Source organism: Flavobacterium terrisoli, assembly GCF_030167905.1.
Classification (GTDB): Bacteria; Bacteroidota; Bacteroidia; order Flavobacteriales; family Flavobacteriaceae; genus Flavobacterium; species Flavobacterium terrisoli.
The window spans coordinates 146,051-166,768 of record NZ_JARGNA010000007.1 but is presented as its reverse complement, the minus strand read 5'-3'; the positions used below and the strand labels follow the sequence as shown (position 1 = coordinate 166,768).

Annotated in this window: 21 protein-coding genes; 3 read left to right on the top strand and 18 right to left on the bottom strand. The window is 38.1% G+C overall.

Annotated elements, in window-relative coordinates:
* The 5 genes from P1K33_RS11230 to P1K33_RS11210 form a co-directional block, all read right to left on the bottom strand.
* On the bottom strand, positions 1–1,731 hold the full coding sequence (locus P1K33_RS11230; RefSeq protein ID WP_284653066.1) for a sensor histidine kinase: 1,731 nt from the start codon (positions 1,729–1,731) through the stop codon (positions 1–3).
* Between the two features lie 416 nt (positions 1,732–2,147).
* Positions 2,148–2,432, bottom strand: coding sequence for a hypothetical protein (locus P1K33_RS11225; RefSeq protein WP_284653065.1), 285 nt, complete (start codon positions 2,430–2,432; stop codon positions 2,148–2,150).
* Positions 2,433–2,628: 196 nt separating this feature from the next.
* Positions 2,629–3,204 (bottom strand): hypothetical protein, encoded by a 576-nt coding sequence (locus tag P1K33_RS11220; protein ID WP_284653064.1) that lies wholly within the window; start codon positions 3,202–3,204, stop codon positions 2,629–2,631.
* Between the two features lie 90 nt (positions 3,205–3,294).
* Entirely contained in the window at positions 3,295–3,705 is a 411-nt protein-coding gene (locus P1K33_RS11215; RefSeq protein WP_284653062.1) for a VOC family protein, read from the bottom strand.
* Positions 3,706–3,738: 33 nt separating this feature from the next.
* Positions 3,739–4,218 carry an SRPBCC family protein gene (locus tag P1K33_RS11210; protein ID WP_284653061.1) on the bottom strand — a complete coding sequence of 160 codons (480 nt, stop codon included), beginning with the start codon at positions 4,216–4,218 and terminating at the stop codon, positions 3,739–3,741.
* A gap of 299 nt (positions 4,219–4,517) precedes the next feature.
* Between P1K33_RS11210 and P1K33_RS11205 the strand changes: the two genes are divergently transcribed.
* Together P1K33_RS11205 and P1K33_RS11200 are read left to right on the top strand one after the other, a co-directional pair.
* Complete coding sequence (locus P1K33_RS11205; RefSeq protein WP_284653060.1) at positions 4,518–6,287, top strand: ABC transporter ATP-binding protein; 1,770 nt, start codon at positions 4,518–4,520, stop codon at positions 6,285–6,287.
* A 505-nt stretch (positions 6,288–6,792) separates the two neighbouring features.
* The gene (locus P1K33_RS11200) at positions 6,793–7,239 is read left to right on the top strand and encodes a hypothetical protein (protein ID WP_284653059.1); all 447 of its coding nucleotides are present in this window, start codon (positions 6,793–6,795) and stop codon (positions 7,237–7,239) included.
* Positions 7,240–7,389: 150 nt separating this feature from the next.
* Here the strand turns inward: P1K33_RS11200 and P1K33_RS11195 are convergent, their stop codons facing one another.
* The 13 genes from P1K33_RS11195 to clpB all read right to left on the bottom strand — a co-directional run bounded on the left by P1K33_RS11195 (position 7,390) and on the right by clpB (position 19,453).
* Positions 7,390–8,256: a DUF2971 domain-containing protein gene (locus P1K33_RS11195; protein ID WP_284653058.1), complete on the bottom strand. Its 867-nt coding sequence runs from the start codon at positions 8,254–8,256 to the stop codon at positions 7,390–7,392.
* A gap of 168 nt (positions 8,257–8,424) precedes the next feature.
* Positions 8,425–9,012 (bottom strand): hypothetical protein, encoded by a 588-nt coding sequence (locus tag P1K33_RS11190; protein WP_284653057.1) that lies wholly within the window; start codon positions 9,010–9,012, stop codon positions 8,425–8,427.
* Positions 9,013–9,186: 174 nt separating this feature from the next.
* Positions 9,187–10,038, bottom strand: a complete 852-nt coding sequence (locus tag P1K33_RS11185) for a hypothetical protein (protein ID WP_284653056.1) — start codon at positions 10,036–10,038, stop codon at positions 9,187–9,189.
* A 524-nt stretch (positions 10,039–10,562) separates the two neighbouring features.
* Positions 10,563–12,134: a Na+/H+ antiporter gene (locus tag P1K33_RS11180; RefSeq protein ID WP_284653055.1), complete on the bottom strand. Its 1,572-nt coding sequence runs from the start codon at positions 12,132–12,134 to the stop codon at positions 10,563–10,565.
* A gap of 252 nt (positions 12,135–12,386) precedes the next feature.
* Positions 12,387–13,301 (bottom strand): YihY/virulence factor BrkB family protein, encoded by a 915-nt coding sequence (locus P1K33_RS11175; RefSeq protein WP_284653054.1) that lies wholly within the window; start codon positions 13,299–13,301, stop codon positions 12,387–12,389.
* A 24-nt stretch (positions 13,302–13,325) separates the two neighbouring features.
* Complete coding sequence (locus P1K33_RS11170) at positions 13,326–13,709, bottom strand: hypothetical protein (RefSeq protein ID WP_284653053.1); 384 nt, start codon at positions 13,707–13,709, stop codon at positions 13,326–13,328.
* Positions 13,706–14,059, bottom strand: coding sequence for a hypothetical protein (locus P1K33_RS11165; protein WP_284653052.1), 354 nt, complete (start codon positions 14,057–14,059; stop codon positions 13,706–13,708). Before P1K33_RS11165 ends, P1K33_RS11170 begins: the two co-directional genes overlap by 4 nt.
* An 11-nt stretch (positions 14,060–14,070) precedes the next feature.
* Positions 14,071–14,361 (bottom strand): YtxH domain-containing protein, encoded by a 291-nt coding sequence (locus tag P1K33_RS11160; protein ID WP_284653051.1) that lies wholly within the window; start codon positions 14,359–14,361, stop codon positions 14,071–14,073.
* A gap of 181 nt (positions 14,362–14,542) precedes the next feature.
* Positions 14,543–14,734 (bottom strand): hypothetical protein, encoded by a 192-nt coding sequence (locus P1K33_RS11155; protein ID WP_284653050.1) that lies wholly within the window; start codon positions 14,732–14,734, stop codon positions 14,543–14,545.
* A gap of 205 nt (positions 14,735–14,939) precedes the next feature.
* A complete protein-coding gene (locus P1K33_RS11150) occupies positions 14,940–15,440 on the bottom strand; it encodes a YciE/YciF ferroxidase family protein (protein WP_284653049.1) in 501 nt (166 codons plus the stop codon).
* Positions 15,441–15,608: 168 nt separating this feature from the next.
* Positions 15,609–15,815, bottom strand: a complete 207-nt coding sequence (locus tag P1K33_RS11145) for a hypothetical protein (RefSeq protein ID WP_284653048.1) — start codon at positions 15,813–15,815, stop codon at positions 15,609–15,611.
* Positions 15,816–16,132: 317 nt separating this feature from the next.
* On the bottom strand, positions 16,133–16,615 hold the full coding sequence (locus P1K33_RS11140; protein ID WP_284653047.1) for a hypothetical protein: 483 nt from the start codon (positions 16,613–16,615) through the stop codon (positions 16,133–16,135).
* Between the two features lie 240 nt (positions 16,616–16,855).
* On the bottom strand, positions 16,856–19,453 hold the full coding sequence (gene clpB / locus P1K33_RS11135; protein WP_284653046.1) for an ATP-dependent chaperone ClpB: 2,598 nt from the start codon (positions 19,451–19,453) through the stop codon (positions 16,856–16,858).
* Positions 19,454–19,833: 380 nt separating this feature from the next.
* Between clpB and P1K33_RS11130 the strand changes: the two genes are divergently transcribed.
* The gene (locus tag P1K33_RS11130; protein ID WP_284653045.1) at positions 19,834–20,718 is read left to right on the top strand and encodes an archaemetzincin; all 885 of its coding nucleotides are present in this window, start codon (positions 19,834–19,836) and stop codon (positions 20,716–20,718) included.

The following is a 20,718-nucleotide window of genomic DNA, read 5'->3' as shown; positions in this document are numbered from 1 at the left end:
TTAAACTTTACTTAGGATTAAATTAAATATCACCGTTGTTCCTTTACCTTCTTTGCTTTTCACCTCAATGTTTCCTTCAAAAAGCTCAACGATTTCCTTGCAGAGATTGAGTCCTAAACCAGCGCCCAAATCATTTACTTTTTCGGAAATGCTTCCCTGATAATAGGATTCAAAAATATGTTGTAAATCGGTTTCGGAAATGCCAATGCCATTGTCTTCAATGGTTATTTTGAGGTTGACTTCAAAGTCAGAGGCATCGTCTTGTTCTATGTTTACTTTAATCAAACCTTTTTCGGTAAACTTGTTGGCATTGCCAATGATGTTATAGAACAACTGATGAATCTTCACGGCATCGGAATAGACTTCGAAATCGGAATCCAAATTGGTTTTAACGTCGAGCTTGTTGCCTTTGCTTTCCACCAATGAGGACATAGAATCGCTTATTTGCTGGAGTTCGTTCTTCAGGTAAAAATTTTTGTTTTTTAGGGCTGGTTGATGGTTTTCGTCTTTGGAGTATTCCAAAATCTGATTGGATAACAGCAATAATGAATTGGTTGTAAACTCTACAGACTTGAAAGTCTCCTTGATTTCCGGCTCTTTGACAGATTTGCTTATCCTTTGGCTGTAGATTGAAATAATGCTCAAAGGCGAACGTATCTCATGGCTAATTATGCCCATAATCCGGTTTTTGAAATTCAGGCTCTGACGGATTTTTTCCTGTGCTGTGGTCAGCCTGTTTTCATACTCGAAGGCCAAACGGGTGAATCCAAAAAGGATAAGTGAAATGACAAACATCAAAACGATAATCGCTAGGATAGAATAACTGCGGATGGCTTTATTGGTTTCAAATTGACCTTTTAGATTTTGCTGGCTGTTGAATTTTAAATCATTGGCCGCATTGGTAAAATCGGGTAGGGCAGTTTGACTCAGCAACAACAGTTCGCTGTTGAATTTGATGAGCTCGATGTCTTTTTTTTTCAGGTTGAGAAAGGCATATTTTAATTTGTCAAACTCAGCGGCATAATACTTATTACTGGTCAAAATTAAATATTTCATCTGCTCTTCGATGGTTCCGGTTTTAACTTTGTCCTTAAATTTCATGGTTACAACCGTACTCAGCAGCTCTTTCTGGATTTCAACTTTGCCTGAAAAAGCGGCTATCAATCGGGCTAACAATCCTTTTCTAGAGATACTGTCAATTTTGACTGAAGTAACGGTGTCATAGCTGTCGAGCACTTTGTTGAATTCAAGGCTGTCAAACTGATAGGGTTTAACTACCTCATTTGAATTGGCGTGAATCTGTCGGTTGATGATAGAATCTATCGAAGATTTTATCTGTAGAATGTCGGCTGTGGTTTTATCTTTCCTGGCCAACAAAGTTTTAAAAGCTTCACGGTCTTTGGTCTTTAGATTAAGGCTGTCAATCAGTGAACTGGTTTCTTTTAAAAACCCAATATAGTTGTCTAAGGAAATAGGATCTTTAGTAGAGATGTAATTGTTAAACGATTCCTGAGACCGGATGATAGCATTATTCAACCTACCGGTAAATTGAGAAACTTCATTGGCGTGATCAATGTCATCAAAAGCATTGGTAATCTTGTCTTCATTAGCCGTTTCGTTATACCAAATGAGTACAGCGATGAATTGTAAAAGGATGATGCAAATCAGCAACGTATAATGCACCACTTTTCGGTCCTGAAACTTTAGTGTTTTAAAATAAATAGATTTCAATAGGGCACGTTTTAATAAAAGTTAGGTTTTGGTTTAGAGCCGTTATTATGATGACAGGTTAGTTCTACTAGAGAAAGGGGTAATTTTCTCAAGCAATCTTTATACCAATGCATCATGGGTAATATTGACACACCTTGTTGTTTTTTCAAAAAAAAGATAGGTCCGCACGAACACGCTGTGGGTTTAAGGTTTTTTTACTCTCTGTTTTTTTAATTTACTATTTGTTTGCTGTAGGTTTTAAACAAATGTTAAAGAGTTGGGGCGGCAAAAATAATTGTTTTTTCAAACTATGTTACAAAAATAAGGCACTTAAGGCGTTTAGATTGTAATACATTTATGTATTGGTTGTAGAATAAGTTCGACAAATTTTCACACTTCAAACAAAAAGCGCATTCGAAAATACGCTTTAAGTAAAATTATTTCCATCGGCCTTTTACCCAACGATGTCCTCGGTTGTCATGCTTCCAGTAACCTTTTACATAAACTTTGTTGGTTCTCGGTGGTGCCCAATACCCTTCACGATATACATAAACGTTGTTTCTCCATATCCAATCGCCATCAATCCAGACATAGGTTGGCTGAGGTTGTGGCGCTCTGTAAACTGCTACATAAGTGGGTTCAGTCTCTACATAACCTGCAGAACAGGAAATGAGTAAAGAAAACAACCCAATATAAAGCATAAAAAAAACTGACTTTTTCATGATGTTTTCTTTTTAATTGACATAAAAAAAACATCAGGTTACAGTGCCGGCTAGCTTAGTTACAACGATTTATACTGCAACCTGATGCTAGTACTAAGTTCTGCATTTTAAGGTAAAATTGCATTATAGGATTTTCAGGAAATGTTATAGTATTTTAAGATGCAGTTTTGAAAGTTAATTAGGCCAAAAACTACAGCTAATAACTTTCATTAACGCAATCGATTCCTTTGACATCCTCAATCGGGATTATCTTCTGGGTTTTGGTATCGGCACGCCAGGCTTTGATAATTTGATCATAAGTTTCTACATCATCGCTACCGATGGATTTGACAATAGCAATGATTTCGTTATCATAAACTTCATTAAGCCTGCAGGTGGCGAAGGTTAAGAATTCATCCGGATTCAACTTAGGGATATTGAGCGTATCCAGAATTTTAAATTTCGATTTTGGATTCCCTGCTTCTTTGACCAATTCTTCTAAAATGATAAGGAAGTTTTTATCATTTCCATATTGGCCTATGGCGTATTTATAATTTCCGAGGCTGTCCTTCTCACTGATGATAGTACCGGCCTGATCTTCATAGTCTTTTAACTGTGGTATTTCTGAAATTTCCCTGAAAACTATACCTTTTAGTTCGTTTGGTTTTTCTGCCGAAATGGTATCGGCAGCAACGACTTCATCTATTGGTGTTTCTTGTTCTTCGGTGTTTTTACAGCTGAAAATAGTTAGTGCAATCAAAAGGGAAATGGTTAAGATTGGGAGTTTTCTCATGGTTTTTTGGCTTACAGTAAAGGTAATGAAATTAATAAATGAAAAAGCGCACCTCTCGATGCGCTTTGGTTATTTTATAAACGAAAAGTGTTATTCCACTGTTTCAAAAGGCTGCATGACGCCAGATCGATTACCTTCGGTATCGTTAAAAGCAACATACATTCCATGACCTGGAATTTCAACCGGTTCGCCAAGCACTTGACCACCGGCGTTTCTGATTTTGTTTATGGTCTCGTTGATATCTTCCACACCAATCACTACCGAAGGATGTTGTTGTTCCTTAGGAACATCATTTTTTGGATAAAATCCTCCATTGATAGCTCCAGGATTTTTAATCATTCCTTTTTCATCGATTTCAGTCGTGGTGACTAGCGTATAGTTTCCCATATCTTCACCAAGCAACTCAGTTTTCCAGCCAAAAGCATCGGCATAAAAATCGGCCATTCGTTTTCTGTCTTCTGCAGGCATTTCAAAATGCACTACTCCATTGTTATTTTTCATAATGATATTATTTAAGGTTTGTTTGTTTACAGTTTATTTTACATTCTCTTCCAGCTTATCCAGTGATTGTTCCCATCCGGCAATACATTCGGAATGCATGTCTTCCGGAATGCCTTCATGTACCAACGAGATATGGGTTCTGTCATCAACAGCCTCAAGTTCTACGGTAGCGATAAGTTCCAAAGGCCATTCTCCCGGCATTTTATAATAGGAAGCGGGCACTTTGTTTCCTTCGCTGTCGGCAAAACAATCGGTATACACTATTTTTCGATAGTCATTGATTTCAAGGAAACTACCGGTTGACCAAATTTTCTCACCGTTTTTTTTAGATTCCATGCAGGCTAAATATTTTCCGCCTATTTTAAAATCGATAGTGCATTCGGGGCAGAAGTAGTCATTTGGTCCCCACCATTTTTTAAAACTATCGGCTTCGGAAAAGGCTTTCCAAACATTTGCTAATGGTAGGTTTAAAGTTCTCTCGATAGAGATGGTTTTATTTTCTGTTGTGATCATAGCATTGTTATTTAGAAATTAATAAATGATAAAAATGAATATCAAATTTAACCCCTTCAATCCAAAAGTGTGTTACATAAATAGCGTAGTGTTTTATATAATTCGCATTAAAACATATTGATTATCAGTTAATTAACAAGTTTTAAGCTGTTAAAGCTCTTAAACGGAAAGAAATTGACCCACGACATTATTTATTTCATGTAAAAAATATTAATCCACCATAGATAAAAAGAATAATGATGCTCCAAATTGAAATGATATAGTTGTAATTTTGCATTCTTCAATTACTATTTATATTCATGAAAATATTATATACCTACATCAAGAAACACAAACTTCTTTTGTTTTTTGCTTTGTTCTTAGCCGCTATTAACCAATGTTTTTCCCTTTGCGATTCCATTATTATTGGTAAATTGTTAAACCAATGTGGTGTTGGCGTCGATAATTTTAACCACGATAAAGCTGCTTTTGTTAAGGCTGTTTTGGGTTGGTTGGCACTGTCTCTCGGCGCCGCAATGATGTCGCGCATCGCTAAGAACTTCCAGGATTACTTTACCAATATCATTATCCAGCGCACCGGTGCTAATATGTATACCGATGGAATCCAAAAAGCATTGCAGTTGCCTTATCAGGATTTTGAGGACCAACGCAGTGGCGAAACTTTGGGCAAACTCCAAAAGGTCAAAAACGACTGTGAAAAGTTCATCACGCTGTCGATTTCTATGGTGTTCCAAACGATTATCGGGATTATTTTTGTGGTGGTTTATGCCATTAACATTCATTGGCTCTTAGGACCAATCTTCTTGGCTACCGTTCCTGTTATTGCGTTTATCAGTTCGTTTTTGGGCAAAAAGATTAAAGTCGTTTCCCGTCAGATATTAGGCGAAACGACCGCATTGGCCGGTGCTACAACCGAATCTTTACGCAATATCGAATTGGTAAAAAGCCTTGGTCTTACCGAGCAGGAAGTAAATCGTTTGAACACAACAACCATCAAAATATTAGGCCTCGAATTAAAGAAAGTACGTTTCATCCGTTCGCTGAGTTTTATACAGGGAACAACGGTGCATTTTATGAGAACGACTTTGGTGTTTGCTTTGTATATGTTCATTTTTCAAGGGATTATCAAACCTGGTGATTTGATTACGCTGATGTTCTTCTCTTTCTTTTTGTTCAATCCGTTGCAGGAATTGGGGAATGTGATTGCCACTTATAACGAGACCAAAGCGTCTATGGACAATTTCAGTGATCTGATGAATGCCAAAAGCGAAGAAACGCCTTTGTTCCCAAAAACCATGGGTTCTATCACCAATTTGAAATTCTCGAATATTTCCTTCAGACACCAATCGGCTTCGACTTATGCCGTAAAAGACATTTCCTTTGAAGCCAAAGCAGGCGAGACTATTGCCTTTGTCGGACCATCTGGAAGTGGGAAAACCACTTTGGTTAAGATGTTGGTTGGGCTATACACACCCGAACAAGGGTCTATTTTCTATAATGACATCAATGCCAAAGATGTTGACCTTACCGAGTTGCGCCAACAGTTGGGCTTTGTGACCCAGGATGCGCAGTTGTTCTCGGGAACGATTAAAGACAACTTATTGTTTGTAAAACCATCGGCTACCGATGAAGAGTTGTATGATGTGTTGCAAAAAGCAGCCTGTCAGAACTTATTGGAACGCGCCGAAAATGGCATCAACACCACCATTGGCGAAGGCGGTATCAAAGTATCGGGTGGTGAAAAACAGCGATTGTCTATTGCCCGTGCGTTATTGCGCAACCCAAGATTGTTGTTGTTTGATGAAGCCACTTCGGCTTTGGATTCGATTACCGAAGAAGAGATTACCAAAACCATCCGCAGCATTTCTTCCAAACAAGACCAGATTACCGTACTGATTGCGCACCGCCTATCCACGATTATGCATGCCGACAAGATATTTGTATTGGAACAAGGCAAGATTATTGAGCAAGGCAAACACCTTGATTTAATTGAGGACAAAGGTTTGTACTACGCGATGTGGAGACAACAAATAGGGGAAAGAGCGCACCATCAGGAAGGAGTGGTTTAATTTTTCTTCGTTCATTTTAGCTACGCTCTGTTCGGCTTTCAGCCTCGGGTCTTTGCTTGTCCAAAGAAAACATTTGAAATTAAAAGGAGGACTGCCAATGGCAGTCAGGTATAAACTAAAACCGAATGTCCACCGGACATTCTCCTCTTAATATCAAATTTAACGAATTTTTAAATCTACACTGCGTAAAAGGAACTATACGAGAACTTCAGCAGTGATATAAGCCGCCCTCATAGCATTAGCGTTAAAAAACAACGAAGCTTTGAATGGCAGCGTTGCACGAGTTGAGCGAAGCGAACGGCTTGGGACGCGGAATGAAAAGCGAGGTAGTTTTTAAGCTAAGACTATGCAGGCTTGATTTTTTGGTTCGTTTTGCATCAAGGCAAAATGAACACATAAGAAATGAACATTTTAACAGCTTCAAACTGTTGATAACTAATTTTCTGCCTCCGACCATTGACCTCGAATACTTTTTATTTTTATTTCAAAGTAAACGTAAAAATTTATGAAGCCAAAAAATTTACTCCTTGTTGCCTTATTGGTATTTGCAGCGAACACTTTCGCCCAGTCAACCAAAATTGAAGCCAAAGACGGTATTCACTACCTCACTACCGATATTGATTATCCGATAGCCGGAACGTATTTGTTTAAAGGCGCAGAACCAACGGTGGAATTAAACGAAAACGGTACCGGTTTTTACCAACTCCACGAACAGCCTAAAAGAGCCGTCATTTGGGGTATAGAAAGCGACGAAGCCGGCGCACCTAAGTTTAAGAAAGGATTTGACAGTACGGCTTATACGCTTTGGTACCAATATGTAAACCCGGAAACAGAAGAAGACATGCACTGGAAAATGGTGCCGTTTACCATTCATTTCAATACCCTGAAAATGTTTATACAAGGGGAACGCAGTAAGGATTTCCCGGAGAGTGCTGCGGTTACGAGTAAGTAGTGATTCGTTTTGTTTAATCTTTGTCATGCTGACGAAGGAAGCATCACATTCTAATTATTTATCAGGATTATGCTGAAAATAATTGACTGTCCATTAGCCACACGAAAGGATTCGTGCGGTAGCGGGGGGCTAAACCACTATTAGCAGCTGTTATCCTTCAAGTTTTACCTCTATTTGATTAAACTCTAACTTCACAACCAATGGATGTGGCTTAACTTCAAATGCTTTTACGTGAGGATATTTGTTTTTTAAGATAAACATTAGTAGGTTGAATACATTACGATTTCTACTTCTCATACGATAATCAATGTATATTTCTTGTAAAGCATTTTTGTCGAATTTAAATTTTCTCTGAAACGAATTTGCACTAAAGGATAAATACCGAAATTCATTTTCATAATTCCAGTCATATTGTTTCCAACTATATTCAAATACGGTCGTTAAATGTGCATGGATTGCAGATTTTAAATCTTCACTAATCTGTGCATCCATAATCTGCTTTTTGGCTTCTCTTAAAGAGTTATTTGCAGGTTCATATTTTTTAAGATATGATACGTGGGTTTTAACGGGTAAATCTTCATTTATTTTTATGAGATTATTATCAAATCTTAAACAAAATCCGTGATAATTATTTGTGTAATGTCCCCATAATATAGGACTTTCATTCGTTAAACTAAAAGAACAAATTCCAATATTTTCTCTATGTTCAATAATTTTCTCTTTATTACTGGCAGCGTTTATAATTTGTTTTTCCCTATTATTTAGGCATTCAAATGGATCATTTAGCTTTTTTGGTTCAGAAAAATAGAAGTAACCTTCTAATAATGAATTTATACTGTTTTGGGAATCGTTGTAGTATTTGAAAATATGTTCAGGTTGTTCTAGCTTTTCTTCGTGTATATACATTTTGTAGTAGGATTGGCCGAATTCTTCCAAACTGAAACCATGCTCGTACAAGTAATTTTCCATATCCCATTTCACAACTAAAGTCAAAACTTTTCTATTTCTTTCGTTCATAGTTTATGGAGTCTAAAGAATAATTGCTATTAACGTTCCGCGGCTTGCAGCCGTGGCGGCGTTTTTAATGTTTAGTTGTAAAGATATGTAAATTTCTGGTTGAGTATTTTCCGGCTAGGAAAATCTAAACCAGCCATAGCTGCAATCCGCTGTTATGGGCTGGTTTTTTTAAAGATAACTATTAATGTCGGCTCTTATTTTTTCAATAAGGTCTTCATAAATTTTAGCTAATTCTGAGTAGTTATTTTTAAATTTTATAACATAATCTTTTAACTGAGCATCAAACTCTTCATAAGATAGTCCAAGTGATCCTAAACCATTTATTTTGCCAAGAATTTCAAAATTCTCTTGATTAATTTTCAGAGTTCTATTTTCTATTAAGTTGTAGAAAATATTAATATGATGATGTTCAAAATGAGGAAAGGTTTTTAACTTATTTGATAATTCCTGTATTTCCGCATCAATATTTCTATTTATTTGTTCATACTCTGCTTTACCAGTTGCCAACATATCTAACTGATTTCTCAGTAGATTGATAAAATTCAAATACTCAAGATAAAATTCCGAAGCCTTTTTTGCAGCATTAATCTTTTCTTTCCAAAGGAAAATCTTTAATTCTCTCTTTTGTTTGTAATTGTCTACGATTACTTGGTAAAAACTGTTGCAACCCCAGCCAATGGAAGAAAATATTGCAGCAATGATTGCAAGACTTATTGTTGGATATTCATTTACCAATTTGGATATTTCTGTAAGCATTAATTTTCTTTTTTAGCATTGTGTTAAACTTGCCCATAACGTGCCGCGGCTTGTAACTGCTGCGATGATTTATGACTGATGATTCCAAATATAAAACTCCTTTTTGAATTTTCAGAGAAAATTAGTTATAAACCCGAACCGCACAACTGTTACAAACTGCTGTTAGTGGCTGACTTATTCAATGATATCTATTTGAATTCCGGTTATTTTTGAAATTGGCTTGTATGGAAACCAGTTAATATTTAATTTAAGTTTTCCACCAGACCCAATAGTTTTTATAATACATGGAGTTCCATTTTTACCTTGTGCTTCCCAAAGTAAATTCATAAGTTCTTGTGCCTCATCCTTGTAATGTCTATAAGAAAGCTCATTAATATTTTTATTTATTTCTTCTAATAAAGTAAACTTATCGTCAATAAGCGGAATTATATCAAATTCTTCTGTTTTATTTATTAATTCTTGCTTTACGGTTATTCCCCATGAATTATAGTTAGACAATAGATTGCTTTTAATTAAAGTTAGTTTTAAAGAAGCGCCCGTTGTATTTGCGTTTGTAGATAATGAACCAGCTGGTAGACCACAATGTTGGGCATAATTTCTTAATTTATACAGAAATCTATATGAAAAGTTCTCGTCATAAGTTTTACTCGTTTCTTTTTTAAATAGCAAAAATTCTTCTGATTCTGAACCATATTCTCTTTTTATCCTTGTTTCACTATGGTCTAAATACGTCCTGATAGAAGAAAGGATGTTCAAGATCAATCTATTAATGTCTAAATAAAGATTTTCAAATTCTTTACTATTAGTACCATTATTCAGATTTTTAATTGTCTTTTCAATCTTTGTTTTAAAGTCAAAATAATTTAATTCAACAATCTTAAATAGTTTTTCATTGTTTTCTAACCTCTGTAATGAAGAGATATTTTTAGAATATTTTAAATATTCTTTCTCTGAAAGTTCCCTGACTTGCCAAATATCGGGTCGTGCAAAGGTCGAAAGAGAATATGTTATTGGTTCTGTTTTCACGGTTTACTAAAGCTTGCCACTAACTTTTACATAAGTATAACTAGCACTGTAGCCAATATACCAAAAAAATTTAAACCCCATATTAAGTATAGTCATTACATCGACCAACGAAAACAATTCCCGATTAAATGCTCAATTAACAGCCGTTTTCTCCCACCTTTGTTCACACTTTCTCCACAGTCTCTTCGCAAAATCACCCTCTTTTGCGAACAAAACCCGAACATCACCCGAACAACACCCGAAGAACCACCTCAAAAATGACGATTTGACTAGTCAGTAAACGTCAGTACTCGTCAGTACTCGTCATTACTAGTCAAGCGATTGTGGTTGAGAAAAGGAGCTTATAGTTTTGGGTTGGTTGTAAAAGCACTTTAAAAAGTTACTGCGTCGTATCAACGTCCTATTAACGTCCTATTAACGTCCTATAAGCGTGCAGTAAGGTGCAGTAATTAGTTATAAGTTAAAAGTTGGCTATCACAAGTATTAAATCTGCCTTCTGCAACTTAGCACCTCAGAACCTTAGCCTACAAAAACTTCACCTTCTCTTCCTCCATATCGAGATGATGGAGCAGTTTGCGGATGATGGCCTCATCGAGTTTGCTTTCTTTTTTGTTCTTTTCAATTAGCCATCGCCTTTGCTGGTCGAGGATGTTGATGTAGATGGTTCGGCATTCCTGAGACATGTCGGCATCTTCGGTTAGGATTTTGTGGTCTTCCCATTTGTTGGCGATGCGTTGCAGTATGGGTTGTTGCTCTAAATCTTCTCCATATTGGTCTTTTAACTGTTGTAACGCAAATTGCGCCAGTTCCCATCTCACTTGTTGGTAATGTTCCTGTTGGTTGGCTTCATGGTGCGGGTTGGTGACTTCTAACTTCCGTATGAAATAGGGCAGGGTTAGTCCTTGCACCACCAGTGTGAGCAGGATCACGACAAACGTGATAAAGAGAATCAGGTTCCTTTGCGGAAAAGGTGCCCCATTGAGGTAAACAGGTATAGACAACGCTGCAGCCAGTGACACTACACCACGCATCCCCGACCATCCTAAGATGAACGGTCCTTTTATGCCGGGATTGCGGTCGTCGGCAACCGTAATAAAATTACGCGCAATCATCGTTACGACAACAGCACCATAGGCGGCCAGTATTCTTCCGACAATTAAAACCAAAGTAATTAAAGCTCCATAGCCAATGGCCGAATAAAGACTTACGCCTTCGAGCCCGGCGGTAATAGTGGGCAGGGCAAGACCAATCATCGTAAAGACCAAGCCATTGAGGACAAAGACCAGGCTTTGCCACACATTAAAGCCTTTGATACGCGAGGCACTGGTGAGGAACGAATGCCGTTTGTGGGAAAGGAACAAACCGCCACTTACCACTGCCAACACACCCGAGCTGTGTACTTCCTCAGCCACGATATAAATGATATAGGGCGTTACCAGCGAAAGTACGATATCCATATTGGCATCTGTAGGCAGGTATTTGTGGAATTTCATAAAGATAAAACCAATCAGCAGCCCGATACCTACACCGCCAATCACCATCCAGGAGAAAGTCAGCGCCGCCTGAGACCAGATGAACTGTCCCGTGCCAATGGCAATCAGCGCAAAGCGGAAAATGATTAAGGAGGAAGCATCGTTGAGCAGGCTTTCGCCTTCTAAAATGGAAGATATGGTACGCGGTACTTTGACAAACTTTAAGATGGCACCGGCACTCACCGCATCGGGAGGTGAAACGATGCCGCCCAGCAGGAATCCTAAAGCCAGGGAGAAACCCGGTATAAAATAATTGGCCACTAAAGCCACAGACATGGCGGTTAAAAATACCACCACAAAGGCAAAACTCAGAATCACCCGGCGGTAGTGCCAAAGGTCTTTCCACGAAATGACCCAGGCCGCTTCATAGAGCAACGGCGGCAGGAAGATAAGAAATATCAAATCGGGGTCGATACTGAATAACGGGATGCCGGGGATAATGCTTATCAGTAATCCGGCGAGGATAAGCAGAATAGGGTAGGCTATTTTTATTTTATCCGCCAGCATGATGATCAGGACAATGGCGAAGATTAGGATTAAAAAGAATGGGAAGTGTTCTAACATATTTTGTGATAGTTAAAAGGTGATGGAGATAAAGATATGATTTTTTTCTGTTCATTTTCTTTGCTTGCCCAAAGAAAACGAACCAAAAGAAAGGGCACTTTTACGAAGGTGTTTCCAATAAATCGGAACCGATTTTAAAATCCTAAAATTGCTACAGGGATTCACAATTTCTTAACGGATTTTAAAATCTACACTGGCGTAAAAGAGACCTACTAAGAATGATTGTTTTAATTTAGAAACTCTGCCACTCAGTTACTCATCCTCCACCTTTATCTTCACTTCCACCACCTTCACGCCATGTTCATCTGCGGGTACTTTAGCATCGGTTTTTTCGGCGTAGGTGTGGGTGAATTCGGCACCAAAGAAAACAATCATTGAGGAATACGATGCCCAAAGCAGGATCAGAATAATTGAACCAGCGGCACCATAGCCCGAACCGGGATTGGCTTGCCCAAAGTATAATCCTAAGGCGAATTTGCCTGTTTCAAATAATAAGGCAGTAACAAAAGAACCGATCCAAACGTGTTTCCATTTGATTTGGGCATCAGGAAAGAGCTTGAACATTCCGGCAAACAATACCGATAGAATACCAAGAGAAACCATAAAGTTTAACACTTGTAATACTATGAGAAAGGCAGTAGAGAAATATTGGGTAATCCAATTACCAAATGCCGCAAGCCCGGCAGAAATGACCAAGGATATAATCAGGATAAAGGCAATGGCAATGATGATTCCGAAAGAGAAAAGTCGTGTTTTCAGATAACTGAGTATCCCTGATTTAGCCACAGTGGCTTGCACGTTCCAAATGTTGTTTAACGATTTTTGGAACTCTACAAAAACACCCGTAGCACCAACTAATATGGTAGTAATCCCAATAATAGTCGCCCAAACCGAGTTTCTGGATTGGGTAGCTTTTGCAATAATATCTTGAATTTGGAGTGCGGTGTCAGCACCCATCACAGCGGTAATCTGTCCGGAAATTTGACCATGTACAGCTTCTTCGCCAAAGAAATATCCGGCTAAAGTGATGATGACCACTAATAATCCGGGTAAGGCAAAAATGGCATAATAGGCAATGACCGCGCTTTCTTTAAACGGATCTCTTTCCCACCATCTGATGGCTGTTGTTTTTAGAATGGCAAAGAAATTTTTAATTTTAGGAGTCATTTCTTTCCGATTGCGTGAATGTTTTTATCCCTTTTTTTTGTTTAGGAATCCTTTTAACAAATTGCCAGCTATGACAGAAATACCGCCTGTATATTTGGAAACCAAATTGGCTACTGCAAATTCGGCCAAAGTGCCCAGCACTTTTCTAACGGGATTGTTTGAATCACCGGTAAGGAGTTTTTTAGACAACATTCCTGAGCCTATGCCAATGGCATTGCTCATCATATCGTCTTTGATATCGGGTGATTTGGTTAAATCGTGAAGCGCATTTTTGATAAGATTAATGGGCTTTAAGCTGTCATATGCGGCATGGAATTGTTCTTTGAGCAACTCCAATTCATGGGCTGCTTGTTGCTGGGTAGCAATGATTAATTCATCTAAAGCTTCGGTTTCACTAATTGTTTTCATACTATTTTTTCTTTCATCAATTGTTTGATAATCGAATCACTCACCGGATGTTTGATCCATTGGTAGCGAAACACATGAAGCAGTAAGGCAATAATCGCATAACCACCGCCTACGATCAAGAAACCATAGTAGATTTCGTTAAGTAATTTGCCTATCCAAAGAGATAAGCCAATGCTGATAATTATGATCGACAATACAACAGCCATAATTACAGCCAGTCGAGAAACGAGTGAGGATACAACATCGGCAGATTTGTCTATGGCGTTAAGCTTAAACAACTTTATCTTGGTTTTGCTGTAATCTTCAGCTCGCTCAAAAAGGGTTTCTATGGGCGTTGCATTGTCAGTCATAATGAATTTATTTATGATTTGTAAGTAGACATGACACTGTTAGCGTCCTTTTTTACTTCGTCATACTTAGCCTTTCCTGTTTCGGCTAATTCTTGTACATCTTGTTTGGCACTTTGGAATTTTTCCGATACTGTGTCAGCAAACTCTTTGTATTTTGACTTTAAACCATCAGCAAAGTCATTTCCTTTGTCCGCAATTTGTTTACGGGTTGTTGAACCTTTTTCAGGTGCAAATAACACTCCCAAGATTGCACCTACGGCAAGACCTGCCACTGCTCCTAATACTATTTTACCTGTACTCATAATTTTCTATATTTAATTGTTAATGTTTATTTTTTAATTCTAACTGCACTGACCTAACATATAGTAAATCACTATAAAAATTAGAATGGTGCTGATGATTCCGCCGCCTAATTTCCAGGCACCTAATCCTGCAAATAATGTTTTAAAGAAACCGTTCATCTTATTTTAATTTAGGTTAATATTATTTGTTTTTACCGACTTTGATAATTATGGCAACAACCGCAACGGCTACTGCTAAGACTATGAATATCCCGAAACCCATTCCTGCTTTAAATATGCCTTCAACCAGTTCACAAGAACTAAAGAAAAACGAAAGGCACAATACTGTTGCTACGGTACATAGGTGGCGGTATTTATTTTGATTTGTCTTCATGTTAATTAGCATTTATTACAGTTATGTAAATTTCAACATATTCTAGCCTAAACTGTTACAACAATTCTTAAAATACTTGTAAGATTTACATATTGAGGTGCACATTATCAGTTGAATATCTTTTGCAGAATTAATAGCTTACTACGCTTTCCGCTGAAAGTCTGCCGTGCAACTTATTTTATTGCTGAATGGGTGTTTTGATTTTTTACATAGATTCTAAAGCGGCTTCTACATTTACTGCACCGATGGCCACACTCGACAATTTTTCATCAGCTGCTTTTTCTTCTTGAAGCGTTGCGGCTAATAGGGCAACGACCCTAGTCAATTTCAACGTTTCACTAAACTGACGTAACGTGCCATAAGTTGCCATTTCGTAGTGCTCTACTTTTTGTGCGGCTGATATTATACCGGCATCACGCATCGGGCCTTCTTCGCAGGACTTCATTATATCACCTGCTTCTTCAATAAGACCTTGCATGGCTTTACAGGGTTTGGCTTCCGGTTTTTTGCCAATGAGTTCAAAGACTTCTCTTACTCGTTCTACATGTTTATGGGTATCTTCGAGATGTGAAGTTAAGGCCTCTATCAATTCAAAAGATGACGCATTTTCAATCATCGTTGGAATGGCTTTCGTCAGTGCTTTTTCGGCCCAATAAATATCTTTTAATTCATCTATAAACAATTCCAACAATTGTGATTGCTTCATAGGAGGATGGGTTTGTTTTTCTTTTGATATGTTTTTCATATATACTATCGTTTAAATTATAACTGATTTTTGATTTGAAAGTGAAAACCAAAACTATGGTTAAGCTTTGGTTAGATGATTTTCACTTCCTTACATTGTTTGAATCTGAATTTTAATGATCAGATTGTGTTACCTGACTTTTGCTTTTTGATCTGTGGTTTTTGCGTCAGAAGTTTTAGCAGTTGCTGCCTTATTTTTGTCTTCTGATTTGGCATGGTCACTGCCACTTTTTTTGGCATCTTGTCCCGATGAAGTTTTGTTTGAATCCGTGTTACTTTTTCCTTTTGAAGCACTATCATTTTTTTGATTGTGGCTGTCATTTTGATTTTTATTCATCTTAATTTACAGTTTATTTACAACTTATTTGTTGTCATGTAAAATTGAACATATTAGCAGTGAAAGGGTTATGAAATTCTTTTTTAAAATTATATTATTCACATATTGCGCCCTTAGAGCCAGTATTACCTGGAAAAAGGCCAATAGTTTTTGTACAATCAGGGCTTTCAATCAAACTAAAACCAACCTAAATATTTTAGTAAAAAAGGAATAGAGATAAGGGATAAGTTTAGATAAGGTATAAAAAAAGCACCAAAAGGTGCGTTTTTTATGATTTGGTTATAAGAGGTCAGATACTTATTGTAGGTAATAATATATCATAAAAACACACAAGTATAGAGCATTTCTGTATTGGTTATTGTAATTTTTCCTGAGGTTTGGGCTGTTTCAATTTCGGTCGCTGAATGAAATTGATAAGGAACGTAACCGGTATTGAACTCAATGATATGCAGCATACTATACTGGGTCAGCTCATGATCGAAAATATTATCCAATACCAATCTAAACTGATTGGGCGGTGATGGTAGCGTGTAGAAGACTTTGGCTATAGGTACTCCGCTGGATAAAATTAAAGGATAATCTGCTTTTGGAACCCTCGCCACATGGACCCTAATGAGATCTTCGCGATAGAAAATCGTTTGAGTTCCCTGAATGCTGGGGATTGTTTGAACTAATAAAAGTCGTTGTGCATCATTCTGCGCATTTTGCTGTGCAGTAGTATCGTATCCGGTTTCGGAATCACTACACGAAACCCCAACCAAAACCGCGACAAACGCGATAGTAATGGATAAAGTTTTCATTGCTAATAATATTTAAAATGAACCTTAAATTTAATCAATTTAAAAAGGCGGCGCAGTTCATAACTATTTCTTTTTTAGGTAAATAGATTGATTTTTGCTTTTTTATAGGTAATTGGTTATGGATATTTTGTTTTAGAAGAACACTTGTGAGAAAAAGATGTTTTTTTAAGCGTAAAAAGGGATAAGTTTCATTCTCGTTGATAGACAATGAACTTATCCCTAATCCCTTATTCTTATCCTTTATTCATTCGCCTGATTGCGGAACACCAGTTGTCTGTCAAAACTATCGAGCAGGATGATACTATCTGTCGTGATTTTACCGGCTAATATTTCCTTAGACAATTGGTTCAATACTTCGCGTTGTATCACACGTTTTACCGGACGGGCACCAAATTGTGGATCATATCCTTTTTCAGCCAGATAATCAATGGCTTCCGGTGTGGCATCCATGGTGATGTTTTGTTGAGCGAGCATTCGGGTTACGCTTTGTAACTGCAGACCAACAATTTGTTTGATATTGGCTGAGGTCAATGGAGTAAACATTACAATTTCATCGATACGGTTGATGAACTCAGGGCGAACGGTTTGTTTCAATAGCCCTAAGACTTCGGTTTTAGCTGCTTCAGTTGCGGCTTCAATGCCACCTTTTAAGTTTTCAAACTTCTCCTGTATGATATGGCTTCCCATATTAGAAGTCATAATGATAATTGTGTTTTTAAAGTCGGCCAAGCGTCCTTTGTTATCCGTTAGTCGGCCTTCGTCCAATACTTGTAACAGGATGTTAAACGTATCAGGATGGGCTTTTTCAATTTCATCCAACAAGATTACCGAATAGGGTTTTCTGCGAACAGCCTCAGTCAATTGACCGCCTTCATCATAACCCACATATCCCGGAGGCGCACCAACCAATCGGCTCACGCTGTGTCTTTCCTGATATTCACTCATGTCGATACGTGTCATCGCATTTTCATCATCGAATAAATATTCGGCCAAGGCTTTTGCCAATTCGGTTTTACCCACGCCGGTGGTTCCCAGGAACAGGAAAGTACCAATCGGTTTTTTCATGTCCTGTAAACCTGCACGGCTGCGGCGAACGGCATCACTCACAGCTTCAATGGCTTCTTCCTGGCCTACAACCCTGTGGTGCAGTTCTTCTTCAAGACGCAATAGCTTTTCCCTTTCGCCCTGAAGCATTTTGGTTACCGGAATGCCGGTCCATTTGGCTACTACTTCGGCGATGTCTTCGCGGGTGACTTCTTCCTTAATCAAAGAAGTTCCCGATTGATTTTCGACCAATTGAGTTTGCAAGGCATCCAGTTTTTCCTGAGCTTCCTTAATTTTTCCATAACGGATTTCGGCCACCTTACCGTAATCACCATCGCGCTCGGCACGTTCGGCTTCAAGTTTGAAATCTTCGATTTCCTGTTTTACACTTTGTATGTTATCCACCACATCTTTCTCCGATTTCCATTTGGTAAAGATTTCGTTGCGCTCTTCTTTTAAGTTGGCCAAATCCAATCCCAATCCTTTGAGTTTGGTTTCGTCATTCTCTCTCTTAATCGCCTCAATTTCGATTTCCAACTGCATAATCTTTCTGTCCAATACATCGAGATCTTCGGGTTTGGAATTGATTTCCATGCGCAGTTTAGAGGCCGATTCGTCCATTAAGTCGATGGCTTTATCCGGGAGGAAACGGTTGGTGATATAACGTTGGGATAATTCCACAGCCGCAATGATTGCATCGTCTTTGATGCGCACTTTGTGGTGTGTTTCATATTTCTCCTTGATACCGCGCAGGATGGAAATCGCACTTTCGGTATCAGGTTCATCGACCAATACCTTTTGGAAACGACGTTCCAGAGCTTTGTCTTTTTCGAAATATTTTTGGTATTCATCCAAAGTCGTGGCACCAATCGCTCTTAATTCTCCACGTGCCAAAGCAGGCTTTAAAATATTAGCAGCGTCCATTGCACCTTCGCCACCGCCGGCACCAACTAAAGTGTGGATTTCGTCAATAAACAGTACGATATCGCCTTCGGCTGAGGTTACTTCTTTCACCACCGATTTCAAACGCTCTTCAAATTCTCCTTTGTATTTCGCACCGGCAATCAGCGCACCCATATCGAGTGAATACACGATTTTATCTTTTAGGTTTTCCGGCACGTCACCGTCAACGATTCGATGGGCTAAACCTTCGGCTATCGCGGTTTTACCTACGCCGGGTTCACCCACGAGCATCGGGTTGTTCTTGGTACGACGTGTTAGGATTTGCAATACACGGCGGATTTCTTCATCACGACCGATTACCGGATCGAGTTTGCCGTCTTTGGCCAATTCGTTGAGGTTTTTGGCGTATTTGTTTAAGGCGTTATAAGTTTCTTCAGCTGAGGCAGAAGTCACGCGTTCGCCTTTTCGGATTTCGGCTATCGCGGCTTCCAATGCTTTTTCGGTTACGCCCTGGTCTTTCAGGATTTGGGCCACTTTGCTTTTTGATTTAAAGATAGCCAACAGTAAATGCTCAATGGAAACATATTCATCGTTCATCTTTTTGGCAATGATATTGGCTTCGTTTAAAGCCGTATTGGCTTCACGCGAAAGCATGATGTTGCCACCCGAAACTTTCGGAAAGCTTTGTAAAGTGCTGTCAAGTATTTTCTTGAATAAGTCAACATTCACGTTGAGCTTTTTCAATATAAACGGCGTCACATTCTCATCGACTTCGAGTATGCCTTTAACGAGATGCTCGTTTTCGATTTGCTGGTGACCGAAGCTTTGGGCAATCACTTGTGCCTGCTGAATCGCTTCTTGTGATTTGATTGTTAAATTGTTTATGTTCATAATTTTTTATCTCCTTTGTTTGTTGTGTTTTGTAGTTTATTTTTATGAATAGCAAGCTAAAGCTTGCATACCTGAGGCCCACTGGGCTTCCTCCTCTTAATATCAAATTTGTGATTTGATGGTTAAATTATTGATATTCATATGCTATATTTCTTTTTGTGTGTTGTATAAAAGTTAAAGTAAATTCATTTCCAGTATAAATTTTTTAGCTTTGAAAAGTAGTCGACAATTTATATTCCAAAACACATAACGAGACAAAATGACTGATTATTACTATTTTGCTTAGATTTTTTTGAGACAAAATGTCGGATTTAATGACGAAATGAGGAATGCTTTATACTATTTTGTCGGATATTCCGTTAGTAGTAAAAACGACTCTATTGAAAACAATTGCGACAGTATTGGTTTTATTGCTTTTTGTTTCCTGCAAAGAAGAAAAGCTGGCGGAAATAAACGTTCCTAACTATGCTGAATTAACCAATTCGGATGTAAAACTAAGCATGCCAAAAGAAGGTAGCTGGCTGAAGCAACACGAAGAAAAAGGACAGACGTTTGAGCAATATATTGCCGAGGATCCGGTTAAGATATCTGAAAAGAGAAATACCATCTATTTGCAACCAATTGGGGAATTTACACCCGATGAGAAAAAAATGGTTGATTTTACAGCCGAATATGTTGGGTATTTTTTTGGTTTGCGCACGGTTTTATTAGAGCCTGTATCGGCTGATATGATTCCCAAAGAAAAGAAAAGAATTCACTTTGATGCTGAACAATTTGACGCAAGCTATATTATTTATGACGTTCTGCCGGACGAAATTCCGAGTGATGGCATTGTAATCAGGGGTTTAACAGCCACCGATTTATATCCGAAACCGGATTGGAATTATGTTTTCGGTTTGGCCAGTTATTCAAAAGGTTCTGCGGTCACTTCGATGTTTAGATTTAAGGATAGCGTTGTGGAGGAAAATTATTCCTTATGCCTGAGCAGGCTTATCAAAACATCGACTCATGAAATAACCCATATGTTTACAGTGGCACACTGTATTAATGGGGTTTGTTTGATGAACGGTTCGAACCATATTGCAGAATTAGATGAATCTCCTAATGCATTATGTTCAGTTTGCCTGGCCAAATTGAGTTGGAATCTGGAGTTTGATAATATAAAACGAATGGAAAAAATGATTGCTTTTTGCAAGCAGCACAAATTGGATTCGGATGCCGATGTTTTGCAAAAGCAGTATGATATCCTGAAAAATAAAAACTAA

What these genes read in the sequence shown, in the direction of transcription:
- P1K33_RS11170 (WP_284653053.1), bottom strand. Translation starts at nt 13,709, where the DNA reads ATGAAAACAATTAGTGAAACCGAAGCTTTAGATGAATTAATCATTGCT.
- P1K33_RS11200 (WP_284653059.1), top strand. Translation starts at nt 6,793, where the DNA reads ATGAAGCCAAAAAATTTACTCCTTGTTGCCTTATTGGTATTTGCAGCG.
- P1K33_RS11225 (WP_284653065.1), bottom strand. Translation starts at nt 2,432, where the DNA reads ATGAAAAAGTCAGTTTTTTTTATGCTTTATATTGGGTTGTTTTCTTTA.
- P1K33_RS11190 (WP_284653057.1), bottom strand. Translation starts at nt 9,012, where the DNA reads ATGCTTACAGAAATATCCAAATTGGTAAATGAATATCCAACAATAAGT.
- P1K33_RS11180 (WP_284653055.1), bottom strand. Translation starts at nt 12,134, where the DNA reads ATGTTAGAACACTTCCCATTCTTTTTAATCCTAATCTTCGCCATTGTC.
- P1K33_RS11175 (WP_284653054.1), bottom strand. Translation starts at nt 13,301, where the DNA reads ATGACTCCTAAAATTAAAAATTTCTTTGCCATTCTAAAAACAACAGCC.
- P1K33_RS11210 (WP_284653061.1), bottom strand. Translation starts at nt 4,218, where the DNA reads ATGATCACAACAGAAAATAAAACCATCTCTATCGAGAGAACTTTAAAC.
- P1K33_RS11165 (WP_284653052.1), bottom strand. Translation starts at nt 14,059, where the DNA reads ATGACTGACAATGCAACGCCCATAGAAACCCTTTTTGAGCGAGCTGAA.
- P1K33_RS11150 (WP_284653049.1), bottom strand. Translation starts at nt 15,440, where the DNA reads ATGAAGCAATCACAATTGTTGGAATTGTTTATAGATGAATTAAAAGAT.
- P1K33_RS11145 (WP_284653048.1), bottom strand. Translation starts at nt 15,815, where the DNA reads ATGAATAAAAATCAAAATGACAGCCACAATCAAAAAAATGATAGTGCT.
- P1K33_RS11205 (WP_284653060.1), top strand. Translation starts at nt 4,518, where the DNA reads ATGAAAATATTATATACCTACATCAAGAAACACAAACTTCTTTTGTTT.
- P1K33_RS11160 (WP_284653051.1), bottom strand. Translation starts at nt 14,361, where the DNA reads ATGAGTACAGGTAAAATAGTATTAGGAGCAGTGGCAGGTCTTGCCGTA.
- P1K33_RS11140 (WP_284653047.1), bottom strand. Translation starts at nt 16,615, where the DNA reads ATGAAAACTTTATCCATTACTATCGCGTTTGTCGCGGTTTTGGTTGGG.
- P1K33_RS11155 (WP_284653050.1), bottom strand. Translation starts at nt 14,734, where the DNA reads ATGAAGACAAATCAAAATAAATACCGCCACCTATGTACCGTAGCAACA.
- P1K33_RS11195 (WP_284653058.1), bottom strand. Translation starts at nt 8,256, where the DNA reads ATGAACGAAAGAAATAGAAAAGTTTTGACTTTAGTTGTGAAATGGGAT.
- clpB (WP_284653046.1), bottom strand. Translation starts at nt 19,453, where the DNA reads ATGAACATAAACAATTTAACAATCAAATCACAAGAAGCGATTCAGCAG.
- P1K33_RS11215 (WP_284653062.1), bottom strand. Translation starts at nt 3,705, where the DNA reads ATGAAAAATAACAATGGAGTAGTGCATTTTGAAATGCCTGCAGAAGAC.
- P1K33_RS11220 (WP_284653064.1), bottom strand. Translation starts at nt 3,204, where the DNA reads ATGAGAAAACTCCCAATCTTAACCATTTCCCTTTTGATTGCACTAACT.